The sequence below is a fragment of the Maricurvus nonylphenolicus genome, from assembly GCF_042854845.1.
In the GTDB taxonomy this organism is placed as follows: domain Bacteria; phylum Pseudomonadota; class Gammaproteobacteria; order Pseudomonadales; family Cellvibrionaceae; genus Maricurvus; species Maricurvus nonylphenolicus.
This window is the reverse complement of sequence record NZ_AP031498.1, coordinates 4,381,766-4,396,105: the sequence shown is the minus strand read 5'-3', so window position 1 is coordinate 4,396,105 and position 14,340 is coordinate 4,381,766. Positions and strand designations below refer to the sequence as shown.

The 14,340-nt window shown below is 44.6% G+C and carries 6 protein-coding genes; all 6 read left to right on the top strand.

Annotation, left to right across the window (positions count from 1 at the left end):
• Positions 1-4 precede the first annotated feature (4 nt).
• The 6 genes from ACGHZ6_RS19030 to ACGHZ6_RS19005 all read left to right on the top strand — a co-directional run bounded on the left by ACGHZ6_RS19030 (position 5) and on the right by ACGHZ6_RS19005 (position 14,308).
• The gene (locus ACGHZ6_RS19030; protein WP_390615608.1) at positions 5-1,627 is read left to right on the top strand and encodes a transferrin-binding protein-like solute binding protein; all 1,623 of its coding nucleotides are present in this window, start codon (positions 5-7) and stop codon (positions 1,625-1,627) included.
• Positions 1,628-1,856: 229 nt separating this feature from the next.
• On the top strand, positions 1,857-3,125 hold the full coding sequence (locus ACGHZ6_RS19025; protein ID WP_390615607.1) for a DUF2860 family protein: 1,269 nt from the start codon (positions 1,857-1,859) through the stop codon (positions 3,123-3,125).
• 20 nt (positions 3,126-3,145) lie between these two features.
• A complete protein-coding gene (locus ACGHZ6_RS19020) occupies positions 3,146-4,435 on the top strand; it encodes a transferrin-binding protein-like solute binding protein (protein WP_390615606.1) in 1,290 nt (429 codons plus the stop codon).
• A gap of 123 nt (positions 4,436-4,558) precedes the next feature.
• The gene (locus tag ACGHZ6_RS19015) at positions 4,559-5,791 is read left to right on the top strand and encodes a transferrin-binding protein-like solute binding protein (protein ID WP_390615605.1); all 1,233 of its coding nucleotides are present in this window, start codon (positions 4,559-4,561) and stop codon (positions 5,789-5,791) included.
• Between the two features lie 259 nt (positions 5,792-6,050).
• On the top strand, positions 6,051-6,761 hold the full coding sequence (locus ACGHZ6_RS19010) for a hypothetical protein (protein WP_390615604.1): 711 nt from the start codon (positions 6,051-6,053) through the stop codon (positions 6,759-6,761).
• A complete protein-coding gene (locus ACGHZ6_RS19005; protein ID WP_390615602.1) occupies positions 6,761-14,308 on the top strand; it encodes an RHS repeat-associated core domain-containing protein in 7,548 nt (2,515 codons plus the stop codon). The genes ACGHZ6_RS19010 and ACGHZ6_RS19005 overlap by 1 nt, the downstream gene beginning before the upstream one ends.
• Positions 14,309-14,340: the final 32 nt, after the last annotated feature.

Here is a 14,340-nt window from a genome sequence, read left to right as displayed (position 1 = left end):
TACTATGTCTTATTTACTGTCCCATTCGTTAGATAGTAAGTTCACCTTACACGCTTTAAGTTTTGCTATCGCTTTGGCAATTTCACCGGCGACCTTTGCGGAAGCTGCTCCGGCCGATGGTAACGCTGACCCTGCCCAGCAGGATTGCGATGAAGATCAGGCAGGCGGCAATACATTGCAAGAGTGGGGCATCTGGTGTGGCGTCGATGCGTACCTGGCTGCACTCACCGGTGAAGAGCCTACCGCATCGGGAGGCACAACGGCACCACGTGTTCCGATTTTGGATTTAATTGGCCGTGGTGACTCCTTGGACTACGACCCGGACGGTTTTATTGTTGTCGGTGAAGAGGATGACGATGGTGGCGCAGGCGCTACTAGTACACCTGGCGGTGATGGCGGAGAACCTTCTGATGAAGGAGGCCCCACCGACGATGGCGGTCCAAGCGATGACGGAGGACCAGGAGATAACGGTGATCCAGATGATGGCGATAATGGCACGGGTGGCCCTGGTGATGAAGGTGGTCCAGGCGATGAGGGTGGCCCAGGTGACGAAGGTGGCCCTGGAGATGAGGGTGGCCCTGGAGATGAGGGTGGGGGCGATGAAGGTGGTGACGAAAACGGCGGCGGTGATGATCTTATGCTGCATATCCCCCTGCCCGATGCTGAAGAGGGAGATTTAATCGGTTACGCACTTCACTTCTCCGATCACGACAGTGATGAAAACGATAACGACGGAGAAGGTGAAACCGAACCTGATGAAAATGAAGGTGAAGATCCCGGCCCCGAAGGTGGCCATGAAAATGGCGAGGGCAACCATGAAGGTTCTTATGAGAGCCTTCACATACAGATTGGCATACAGGAACCTGATGAAGGTGGTGATGAAGAAAGCTGTGGTGATACCCTCTGTTATGCCGATGTCTCTGGCATTAAAGTGAATCTGGATGACGGTGACACACCTGACGACAGCAGTGACGATAGCGCCAGCTATACCCTCTATAACCGCGATGGCACAACACCGTCTGATAGCTATGCCAACAGTGAAGATGAGGGGTTAACAGAGGAAACATTTGTCGACGATGGCGAAGGAGAATTTGAAGGCACCCGCGACGATGGCGGCATAGATTCCACCTTCGACGGTGAAGCAGTTTACGTAAGTGATGCAGAGGATCTTCTGCGCATCTATTGGGAAGGCAGCATTATTCTCGAAATGGGGGAAGGCAGCGATCAGGTAGGCATGCCAGCTTACCCCAGCTCACGCTACATCGTCGGAACTCCCACGCCATTATCCGATATCAATTCACTAATCGCGGGTAATGTGAGTGCCAACTATCGAGGTAGCAGCTATCTTGGACAACTTGTCGATATCGATGTGGATTTTGGCAACCGCAGCTTTAACGGTAGTTTCACTGGCCTGGAAGTGCAGGGCACTGATATGAGCTTTAGTGCCCAGGGCGTGGTGCAGGGCCAACATATAATCTCCACGTCGGTGTCTGCGGATAGTGGTTTTGTCCAGGGAACCTTCTATGGGCCTGAAGCCAGAGCCATGGGCGGTGCCTATGAAATCACCAAAGGGGAAATTACCCAGGGCGATATCTTTGCGGCGGAAAGGCAGTTTGATGACGACTGAGGTGATTGATCTATTGGTGAATTAGCGCGCCAATCGTCATAAAATTGCCGTTTTCATGAAAATCCCACAAAAAGTGTGTGACGTGGTTCACATTTTTTGTGGGCCTCATTATACTTTTGCGTTATAGCGATTTGGGAAAAGTTATAAAAAAGTATTAATAAATCCCAAAACTGCTTTCATAACAACGACTTATAGCCGCAAAGGCCTCTATCTTCTTGGGGAAGAAACCATGAAATTACCGATGTTTACCGCCAGTATTCTGGCTGTAGCAGTCTCTTCTGCGCCTGTAATGGCGCAAGAATCAACTGAAGCTGATGAAATCCAACAAAAATTCCAGAATGCACTGGAGATGCGTGCCGGTGGCGACCTGTATTCCGCCATCGAAGCCCTTAACAGCATCCTGATTGCAGAACCTAAACTGCATCGCGCGCGTCTGGAACTGGCGGTAACCTACTACCGAGCAGCGCAGTTCACCAAGGCGGTAGATCTGGCTAAACAAGTGATGGCTGATCCAGAAACCCCTGCCAATGTTAAAGAAACCGTACAGTTGTTCCTTGATCAGGTTGAAGCGCTGAAAGTGGCTGAAAGCGAGCGTCGCCACAGCTTTAGCGGCGGCTTCGGCATCGGCGGTGGTCACGATGATAACGTTAACGCCGGTCCTAGCAGCGAGATCTTCGATATCAATGGTGCCGAGCTAAGTCTGGCCCCTGGTTCTTCTCCGCAAACCGATGCCTTTATGACCATTAGCGGCAACATTAGCCACAGCTACCGTATGCCTGGTAGTGTCGACTTGGGCGCGCGCCCGGTCATGGCGTTTTGGCAATCCAACGCCAGCGTATACCGTCGTGAGTATCAGGACGAGCACAAATTCACCGTAGATGTGATCAGTGCCAGTACCGGTTTGGCCTTAATCTCTCGCACCAACTGGCGAGCAAAAGTGAACCTGCAAATGGATCACATCCGTCTGGAAGATGATTCCCTAGCCGTTTACACCAGCTTAAATCCTTCCTGGACCTACAACGACGGCGACGGCAATGAGTACACAGTGCGAGGTCAGTGGTTGTATCGTGATTACAAACAGTCTGACGACACCGACCGTGAAGGCCACCGTGTAGCCGGTGGTGTTGATTACGCCCACCGTTTCGATAACAGCATGGTACTGCAAGCCGGTCTTACTGCCACCGAGCAAGATGCCCGTGAACAAGATCAACGTTATTCCGCCTACGACGGTTATGTGAGTTTGTTTGTTCCTACCTGGGAGCGTGGCAACGCTTACGTACGTGCCGCTTACAAGCACACCGACTACGAAGGCCGTGTTGTCCTGTTCGACGATGGCCGTAAAGAGCGTGAGCAACGTTACACCCTGGGCCTGACCCATAACTTTGCTGATGGTTGGACGGCCGGTGCTAACTACACCTACACCGATAACAGCTCCAATATCGAAATTTACGAATACGATCGCAACGAAGTTAGTGTTGATCTGAACAAGCGCTTCTAATCAGGGAAGATAGGAACACGATGATGAAAAATTTAAATAAAGCTTTTGCGGTAAGTGCATTAAGTTTGGCGGTAAGTGGTGCTTACGCTAATGAGCAGTGTGACAGTTTAAATGATGTTCGTAGTTTTTCTTTTTGGGATAGTCCGGTTCTGCTAACGACTTGTGTTTTGGGTAATGAACCACCGGCTTCAGGTCCAACCAATGAAAGGCCCACAATAGATTCTAGGGAATTGGGTAGGCATGATTCTACAAGTTTTGACCCCGAAGTAGAGGTAGAAGTGGAAACGCCTACTGAGCCGAAAGTTGCATTGCATATTGCTTTACCTGATTTTGAAGATGGTGATTATATTGCATACGCGAGACTACAAGGAAATCATATAGATGGTCACGTAGACTTCATTAATGAAGATAATAGTTACGAGAACGATCTTGAGGGATCTACCGTAGCTGCTATGAAAATCAACTTAAATGAAGGAGAAGGAATTCTCGAAGAGCCTCCAGTTGTGCCATTTGCATTACCAGTGATGGCACTAAATGGCGATACGATCGGTATGGATATTAACAGTCCAGATTTTGAGGCTACCAGTGTTGTTATGGGGGAATATGTCGAGCCTGAAGAAGGGTTCGTAGTATATGAAACCTATGCGAGAGTGGATTCGGAAGGTGATAATATCTTGTTTGACGGTGATATTGAGCAGGATCGATGGACGACTACTGGCGATGATCCAATCGTTGAAAAAGGCTCCTATACCGACGCTGAAATAGTTATGGGATGGGGGAATACAGATTCTGTAGAAGTTGAGGCTGATGCTGGCAGCGAAGAGCTATTGATTCACTACATTAACGGTTGGGTGGGGATTTATGCAGATTCCTATCAGTATACTGAGGGTAGTAACCCTGAAGTGGAAGCTGTAACTTATAACCGCTTTGTGGGAAGTGGTTTCATCTATGGGGCGCAAGTTACTCCCCTGCAAGATATCCAAAATCTAATTGCGAGTGATATTTCACTTCAGTACCACGGTCGTAGCTATAATCAGGGCTATGGTGTCACTGTAGATGTGAATTTTGGCGATAAAACCTTTACAGGGGATTTTCAGCACAAAGATGCTGATGAGAGTTTTACTACTGTAGGTGTGCTACAGGAGAGGCATTTGATATCGACATCCGTTTCTGCGGATAGCGGTTTTGTTCAGGCCACCTTTGTTGGTGAAAAGGCGGCAGGTATGGCTGGTGTTCTTGACGTCACCCAAAATGCTCAAAGGACAACGGATTCCTTTTATGCAACCAGAGGTGAGTTTGCTCCAGAGTAATACTTGAGGCTATTGCTTCCATAATATGAAATCTTGATGAGATGAGAAAGAGGTAAGCTTGCTTCTATCTTTATTCTCATCAAGATATCAATAATATAGATTTTCATTAATTGGGACATTACCATGAAAACCAGCAAAAAACTGCTGCCATCCGTCATCGCCCTGTGTCTGATGGGGGGTGTTCAACAAGCTACTGCCTCCCCTGATTGTGTAGAGCGCGGTGGTACTGGTGACTCTGTGAATGAGTGGGGCATTTGGTGTGGTGTGGGTAGCTTTCTGCAAGCGTTGACTGATATGGAAGCACCTGCTTCGGGCCCTGGTGGTGTCGATACTGGCGATAATGATACTCGTGGCTTTGGTCGTAGTGATTCAGGTACTTTTGATCCCGATGTAAGTATTCCTGAGCCTGAGGCTGAGCCACAGGAGTCCCAACCTCTTGAGCTACATATTCAGTTACCTACGACTGAGGATAGTGAGTTTGTTGGATACTTTTCTTCCACAACCCGTGATCGGGAAAAAGTTCCTAATCTAAATAAGAAGAATAAACCCAAGAAAAATGATTGGAACAAGATAAAAGACGAGACTTCCTATAGTGGCGTTGGTGGAGTAAAGCTCGGTTTACAGGATGATGGCAAGAAGAATGACCAAGTAGATATTTCTTTGACGACACCAGGTGGTACTGAGACTTTGTCAGAGCGTATCGAGGGACGTTCTCAGGATGATCCTGCATCACCTGCAGGAGAAACTCACAAAACTGTTGTTAAAATCAAAGGGGATAATAAAGCGAGTACTGTCGTAGCTTGGGATCAGGTGGTCTCAGGTGCACCTGGTGCCTCGGGAGGTAAAACTAGTGATAGGACAGATATCAATTTGGCAGAATTGAATGATACTAGTTTATTAAAAGATTACTGGAATGGTCGACTGGAAAAATACTCTTATCAGAAAGAGTTTCGTGAAAATTTTGATCAACAGAATGAAGATTATTATGTCGTTGCGGGGATCTTAACTCCTTTGGATGATGTCTCCAGTATGATATCTGGAAATGTTCAGGCTAACTATCGTGGCACAAGTGCTGCTTTTGGCCAGGCAGTAAGTATAGATGTGAATTTTGGCAATGAGTCCTTTAGTGCTTCAGTGACTGGTGGCGAAGGTTTGGCGACTGGTATGGATTTTACCGCTAACGGTGAAATCCAGGGCCAGCACTTAATCTCAACTTCTGTCAGCGCCGACTCTGGCTATATGCAGGGTTCTTTCTTCGGGCCTGATGCCGATGTTGTAGCTGGCGCTTATGAAGTCACCAAAGGTGGAGATACTGTGGGTGATGTTTACACCGCTTCGAAAGCTGTACCTCGTTAATTCCTCGAGTTAACTAGGCAAAAAAACGGCGCTTACTAGCGCCGTTTTTTTTGTGATAAATAGTTAGTAGCACGTAAGTAACGTGCTGCGCAGTTATTGATTGGTACTTTTTAATAACTCTTTATTGTGTTTGCTTTGAGCAGTCTGTAGAATTCTGTGATCTATTTAACGGTTATTCTGTGAAGTAGCTTTTAAGTCGAATGGATTTCAATCCATATTTGACGTGAATTTAAAAACTCATGGACGAAATTGGTGCAAAATGAATTGCCATGCTTCCTATCTCTTAAAGTCGTTGTTTGTTGTTCTCTATATGCTTTCCATTTCAGTGGAGGTGTATTCTGAAGAGAAGAAACAAGGATTTACCTCTGAAGAACTCAAAGTACTCCGCTCTGCTTCTGCTGTGATTCTGAAATCTAGGGCAAAAGAGAAGTCCTTGCTTACATCCGAAAGCGATAACATTCGTAGTGATGTAGTGGCGGTGCGTGAAATGCTAGAGCAGGATTTGGCATCTTTCTCTGTACCTCAAATGGAGCTTGGTGAATATCAGGAGGATATTCCTGAATTTAATGCTCAGGGGGAGCTTGTCACCGAAAGGTCCAATAAAAAAGCGAATAAAAAGGCAAATAAAAGGGCTAAAAGAGAAGCTAGAAAAGCAAAAAAGCTAGCAAGGCTTTCCAGTGCAGAAGTTAAAAAGAAGCTAAGGAAAAGACGGCAGTTGTTTGAAGAAGATCTACGTATAGAGAAAAAGAAAAAAAATCGAAAGAATAAAGAAAAGTTAGCATCTGCAAGAAAGGAGCGTGTGATAAAAATGCTAGCTAGCTTGGAGGAAGATTTGGGTGAGTTGGAGTCTGCTAAGGCAAACGAAAGGAAAAAGAAGCTAAAAAGGCTGCTTGAAAAGTGGGAAAGGAAGGAAAATAACAAAAAGGCTGACCCCACAATCTCGACTATTACCGAGCATTATAGGAAGTAATGATGAAAAGGATATTCTTCACTCTAATTTTAGGCTTGTCTGTCTCAAATGCTTGGGCAAATGGCTGTCTTGATGCTGGTCAAGAGGTATTTCTTTGCGAAACTCGTGAGGCTAAGTTTCTTTCTGGTGAGGCTTTGGCTATCCACAAGAAGGCTTCAGAATTAGGTGGGTTGGCCCAGATATACGAATATTTGAGAAATAATGCAGAATACAGCGTATATCACGGCGCGCGTAGTAATTCGATCAACAGTTTTCTGGCTATGGAAGGTAACGATGTCGATTTGGCATCTACCTTGATTGCCATGTACCGTTCGGTAGGCGTAAAGGCTCGATATGCAGTTGGTAATGTAAAACTTAAAAGAGAAGATTTATCTAATTGGCTAGGCATAGAAAATACAAGTCTGGCGGTGTCTATCCTGCTGAATCAGGGGGTGGATGTTGTTGATGAGTCAGACCCTGATTACATTACCTTTGAGCATGTATGGGTTCAGGTGCTGGCCAATTTTTCTCATTACCGTGGTGCTAATGTTTCACCTTCTGCATGCGCAAGTGAGGGGGCTGAGTGCATTTGGGTTAATCTTGACCCTTCTTTTAAGCTTAAAGTATATCAGCCTGAATATCGAAATTTATTGAAAGACGTAGCATTCGATTATGACGCTTACTATAACGCTGAAAGCGACCCTCTTTTGAAGGATAAAAACCCTCTAGAAATATACGAAGAGCAATCATTAAGGTACTTAAGGGAAAATCATCCGGGTGTAACGCTTGAAGATGTTATAGACAGTGGAAAAGTAATTGAAGAGAAACTGGCCTTCCTTCCCTCATCACTGCCTTATCAAGTCGTTGGCAACATCAATACGTTCAATTCGATTGATGAGCATGATAATTCTCCATTAATACAGTATGACTGGAATAAAAGTGTCTCGGTTCATGTTGTGCCTTTAGTTGAAGGAGAGGAGTGTCAGAATATTATTGCTCCTATTAAATACTCCGTAGCTGATTTAAGTACCCAGCAGCTCACCGTAAATTGGGCTGTAAATGGTGGCATCAGTAATTTCAGTATGGAGATGGGGGATGAGTCTGGCTTCGTCATGTATGCTGTAGGTAATATCGGTTGTACAGCCTCTAGTGGAAGGGTTGTGAGCGAACCATTCACAGAAGAATTATTGTTCAATATTTATCTATCAGTTGAGGCTTCTCCTTTCCGTTCACCTATCAGTGTTACCTATAAGCAATTGGTTGCTGGCGGTTATCATTTAATAGCCACTGGTGGTGAAACCTCAAATTGGACACAAGCAAAACGTGCTTACAGCAAACTTTTAGAATCTTACAAGCAATACCCTGTTATTAGTGACACTAATGGTGATCTTTATGTTGATGAAGATGCTGATGGGGTTGTTGGTGATGGCGATATTTCATTTTTGTTGCATAAGACTGCTCAAAATGCACTCACAGGTGGGTTGTTATATGCGGCTCAGTCAGTTTATCTCACTCGTTTGAAGGAAGAGGGGAGAAGATATAATCGTCTAAAAAATGCCGTGACCCCCATTGCTGCATACGCCGGGGTTATCAGCACTTACTATGATATTGATGTTGTTGATGGGGTGCCATTTTCGGTGTTGCCTGGTGGTCTCTTGATTGACCTTAAGGGGCTTCGAGTAAACGGAAGTTGGGAGGCCGATAAAGCTGAAGAATATTCCAGTGATGTTTTTAGGTTTGTTGGTCATATTGCTTCATCTCTAGAGCATGAGGTGTGGCAGGAGCTTACAGGCTTTGACGCTATTTCAACGGTTAGGGGGTTCCAGAAGGCAATCAAGGACGGCTCGCAGTTAGTCAGTATTCGTAATGATGCTCAAATCAGTAATGTCGATTCTGCATTGGCTAATCTTGATGTGTCAGAAACGGTTCCTGCTGATTTTACGTTAACAGATTATTCAATATTTGGAAGAGATTTGGTTGCCTGGGAGTATTCGGGAGGCACCCCGGAAGAAGCGGGTTTCTATTTCTTCAAAAAAGATCTAAGTGGATTTTCTGAAGATGATCCTTTGGCCGCTGTATACTCAAATTACGCCAATAATGATATTGCAAGCATCTTTTCAAGTTATGACAATTTTGAGAATTATCTGGAAGGTGGTATTGAATGGGAACAAGGGTTAAATACCTTTACTATTAAAAGGACTGGTATTACATCCCAGCTGCCCTATTATAAACTTGAGTTGGTTGGATCTAATTCAGGTAAGTTTGAGGTTCTTGGATTTAATTATGATGCTAGCACTGATACAGAGACTTTTTATCTTAAGGAGAAGTCGAATTTAGCATTCGGATCATATGGCGTAACTGTTCGTGGTCATATGAGTGTTGGTGGTGTTGGCTTGTATGCAGACATTCCTGGAACTGTATCTATACAGCCTTTAACTACCAACTTGAATTGTAGTGGTATTGCTCATACAGATATAACTTTTCCAGTTGCTTTAACAGAATTAGAAGTTTGTTTTAATCAATTTGCAACAGATAACTCAAATTTACTAAGCATGCTTGATAGGGGGCAGGGCTTCGATTCTGAGAATATATATTATAAAAATTCTGTACACCCAATAGATGAGCATGGCATCGGCTTTATTTCTAATCTACGAAAACGCATGTACTTTCCTGAGGGAGGAAGGTACTACGATGTGCAGACACCAGAAAAAATTGCTGCAAGTAGAAGCTACCTTTTTGACATCTATATTGAAGATCGGTATACCACAGGTGGCGATCTTGTAGGCTCTGCTTATATTATTCAGAATGAAAGTGGAAGGCTTCAAGCGGGTGGTGGTTATGTTGTGGGTTTAGAAGCCGTTAGCGCAGCAAATTACTCATCGTTCTTGATATCAGAATATGACCCTTGGGATGTGGGGCAACTAACTGAGAGCATCTTTAATCAAACAATAAACGAGTTCAACAATGAAGTGTTTACTGATTACAACCTGATCAGTATCGCAAACAGCGACTTGTACAGAACCCCCTCAACCTGGGACCCCGTCAGTACGGTTACAGGTAATATGTACCATGACGAGGTGGATATAGAGATTCCCGGCAAGGGCATCAACTACACCTTTACCCGGACCTATAATTCTAATCCGACTAAAACTTCTGGAGAGGGGTCAACCAACCCGAATCACTACCCCCTAAGTCAAGGCTGGACTCATTCATACAATATGAAGTTAGTGTCGAATGACTATGGTCAATACCCTAACTTTGATACAACCTTAGCGCCAGAAAATGAAAACGGTAAAGTATCATCCATCACCTATGTTGATGAGCGAGGCGGTGAGCACAACTACCTCCTGGATGATGAAGACCCTCAGGCACAACCGACATTACCCTATGCGGGTTTTAATCCGCTGCAGTTAGATTCACCAAGTGTAGGTTTTCACACGATTACTTTCTTGAATGGTGTGACCTATATCTTTGATAGCCTGGGGCAGGATATGCGAGTGCCAGGCTCAACGGCCAGGCTGCATGAAATTCGCGATCCTTACGGCAATCAGCTGAACTTTAACTATCAAAATAATCAGCTAGTAACCATTACCGATAACCTTGGATTGGCTGGCCGAACCGGTCTTGTATTAAGTTATTATGAGTCAGGCGATAATGTGGGGCGTCTCAGTCAGGTAGAAGATTGGACTGGACGAAAATGGCAATACCAGTATGAGCAGGGTAATCTTAGTGCAGTGGTTAACCCCCTAAATGATGCCATGGCGTATACCTATCACGAGGGCACTCACTACGTAAAAGATATTATCCACCCTCAAGAGCGTGATGGTACACAAAAGGCGATGCGTTTTAGCTACTATGAAGACGGTAGAGCCTATAACTACATTGATCAGCTGGGTGGTGAAGAGTCTCTCACCTATGATTTATTTAGGCATCGCACACGTATCACCAACCCTCGCGGTCATATCACAGAGCATTATTACGATGCCAATGGCGCATTAATCAAACTGGTGGATGCCAATAAAGGCATTATGCTGTTTGAGAATAATGAAGATGGTCTGCGTTTTACAAAATACAATGCTTTGGGGGAGCGCACACGCTACTCCTATCATTCTACTCGCGACCTAACCGGCGTTGCCTCGGATACCTCCGGGCAGGTAACACGGGAGGAAGATGCTCTGGGGAATACCGTCGATTATAGCTACGGCATTCATGGGCAGATTACCTCTATAAAAGATAAAAGCGGTAATGTCATTCACCACCATTATTACGCATCGACTGATCTCGCGTCTGGTGCTGTAGCGGGTAAGTTACAGAAAACGACCGTAGATTCTGCAACAGTCAATGGTGTTCAGCACGCCAATGTAACCTTGCTTGAATATCAGTACTACGCCGATGGTGCGTTAAAGCAAAAAGTCGAATATATTGACCCTGCACAGCCAACACGTACCAGGGTGACAACTCATAACTATAATTATGCTCCAGATGGTTCATTTACACTGGAAACCTTGATCACAGGTGGTGGTGTAACCATAAAACGTGATGATGAGTTCGATGCGTTATGGCGTAAAACAAAATCAACCGTATACCGCCGTACCAGTGCAACAGATTCAACGCTATTGGCTTTGACTACCGAGTATATGGTGGATGATTTAGGGCGAATCACTAAAGTGATCGACCCTATTGGCAATATCAGTGAAGTTATCTTCGATAAAAACGGTAAAGTAAGTCAAAACATCATTCGTTATAAACTCTTGGCTGAAGGTAATACTGCTATTCATAGTCAATGTATTCATGTGCCTGAATACCCTGATCACCATAGCTGTATTACGGAACAAAATGAGTATGATGCAGCTGACCGTCTTACCAAATCGACGGATGTAACAGGTGCTTCCATTCAATACGAATATGACCTAACCGGTAACCTTACCCGCGTAATCAATGACTTGGGTAACAGCCTGTACTACCGCTACGATGCTAAAGGTCAGCGAACTCATGTTACGGATGAAAAGGGATACACGGTTACCACTGAATATGATTTAGCCGGTAGAGTAGTTAGCGTTACAGATGCTAATGGCAGTAGCATAACCTATAGATATGATGCGCTTGGCAGAAAAGTCTCCGACACAACACCGGAAGGCCGTGTAACCCAATACGATGAATACGATGCAAATGGCAATTTGGTGCGGGTTACTGATCCCAATGGAGTTGCGGGAGAGCAGCCGTTAAATGCCCAAAATGCAAGTGTGTATAACGAGTTTGACGAGTTCAATCAGCTGGTAAAAACGCTCAATGCTAATAACGAGACTACGGCTTATACTTATGATCTCTTAGGTAATCGAACCAGTGTCGAAGATGCAAAAGGCCAAGTAACCAACTTCTTATTTGATGATTTAGGGCGCTTAACGACCATTGTTGACCCTATCGTCGAGTCTGGAGAGGATAAAGTTGTCTCTATTACCTACGATGAAGCAGGCAATAGATTGACTTATACCGACCGTTTAGGCGAGGTAACACGCTACACTTACGATAAGCTTAACCGCCTGACACAAGAAGAGTATCTTACCGATGGCGTGACTGCTCAGAAGGTATATGATCAATATGGCGACTTGGTTAAAACCCAGTATGGTGCCAATGCCTATCAATATACCTATGATGTTGCACACCGTATGTTATCCAAAACAGATAGCCGTTCTGGTCGCGTTATGTCCTGGGTATATGACAGCGTAGGTAATGTTATTAAAAAACAAACCTTTGAAGGTGAAGAACAAAAGTTTGTTTACGATAGCAGTAACCGCTTGGTTTCAATGTCTGCGGGTAATCCGGTATATCTTCAGGCGTCTTATCATTACGATCCTGCTGGCCGCTTGTTAAGTAGAATTCTGTCTAATGGAGCGGCAACGCTTTATAGCTATTCTAAAGATGGCTTGCTTACAGGTGTTAAACAGATAGGTGTGTCTGGCCTTGTGATTGATGACCGCACTTATCAGCATGATAAGGTGGGTAATATCACTGAAATGGTGCTAAATGGCTCGGAAACCATTTCATACAATTACGATCCTGCATATCGCCTGTTAGCCGCAGACTCTTCAACCGATGCATACGATTTTGCATATACCTATGATGTGGTAGGTAACCGGCTTACCAAAACCTCTGCTGCTGGAGTGCAGCACTATAAATATTTGCTAGGCAATCGCCTGGATGAAGTGAGACAAGATAGCCTTAGTGGCCCCTTAATCTACCGCTTTGATTATGATGTTAATGGCAGTATGACCGCTAAGTTTAATGGTCAAGATGATCAGCTATTGCATATTGAATATGATCAGCGGCGTCTGGCGTCTGTTATGAATCCAGCGGGTATGGCTGATAATGTCACTTTTGAATACGACAATAACGCATACCGCATTGGCAAGCAGGCGGGTACGGAAGCTAAACAATATTACCTCGAAGCGGAGCATCTGGAATCTGTATATGACAATGATGATACCCTCCAGGCTAGTTATCTCCGTGGTGTAGTGGTTGATGAGATTGTTAATGGATTTGAGCGCAACGGTGAGGGTGTACTTGAAAACCGCACCTATCATCATGATCAAGTTAACTCGCTTGTAGCCGTTTCTGACCATAAAGGTGATTTGGCTCAGCAGTTAAGATTTAGCCCCTTTGGTGAGTCACTGGTTAATACCGGTTCTAGCTTTAATGCTATGCAATATACTGGTCGAGAAGCGGATATTGAAACTGATCTCTACTACTATCGCGCAAGATACTATGATCCTGAGTTGGGCCGTTTTTTTTCTGAGGATCCCGTTGGATTTATAGGGGGGGTTAATTTCTACGCTTATGTTGGTAATAATCCAGTTCTTTATAATGATCCGAAAGGGCATTTGGCCGAAACTCCTTGGGATGGATTTAATGTCGCATTGGGTGGCGCTTCACTTGCGTACAATATTAGTAATGAAGACTGGGGCTGGGCAGCAGTTGATGCTATAGGTTTGGGATATGATTTATTTGCAACTGCAGTTCCGTTTCTTCCTGCTGGAGCAAGCGCGGGATTAAAAGCTTATCGGGCAGGGAATGGTCTTGTTGATAGTGTGAAAATAGGGTCCGACGTTGCTGTTGCGGCTAAGGAAGCAAATATCGCTGCAAAAAATGCAGCTACCACTTTTGATGTCCCTTGGGGGGCCGCCTTGGAAGGTTCAAGAATTCACAGAACCGTCGGGGATTCTTTAACTGGATTAAGTTCGATTGCTGAAAATGCCTTTAGAGGTTCTAATGGAGCCAGAGGACTTCAACCTGATTTATATTGGCCTGGTAGTAACGTGTGGGCTGATCTTACAACTGTTGGGCAGTGGGGAAACCATGTTAATAAATATGCAGAGGGTTTTGGTACTGGTATACCGCTTATATATAAGGTCGGAGAAGGGTTGACAAATGTTAAGCCACTTAGCTTGGGGGGTGGTGTCTCAACTTTTACATTGCAGATGGGAGATTATTTTTTGAACGGAGGTGATACGTTGCCAACCTATTCAAGTAGTTCTGGGGATTATTTAATTCGAGATGTGTTCTCAAAATAAGAAATATTTCTAAGCTATTGTTGAGTAATAAA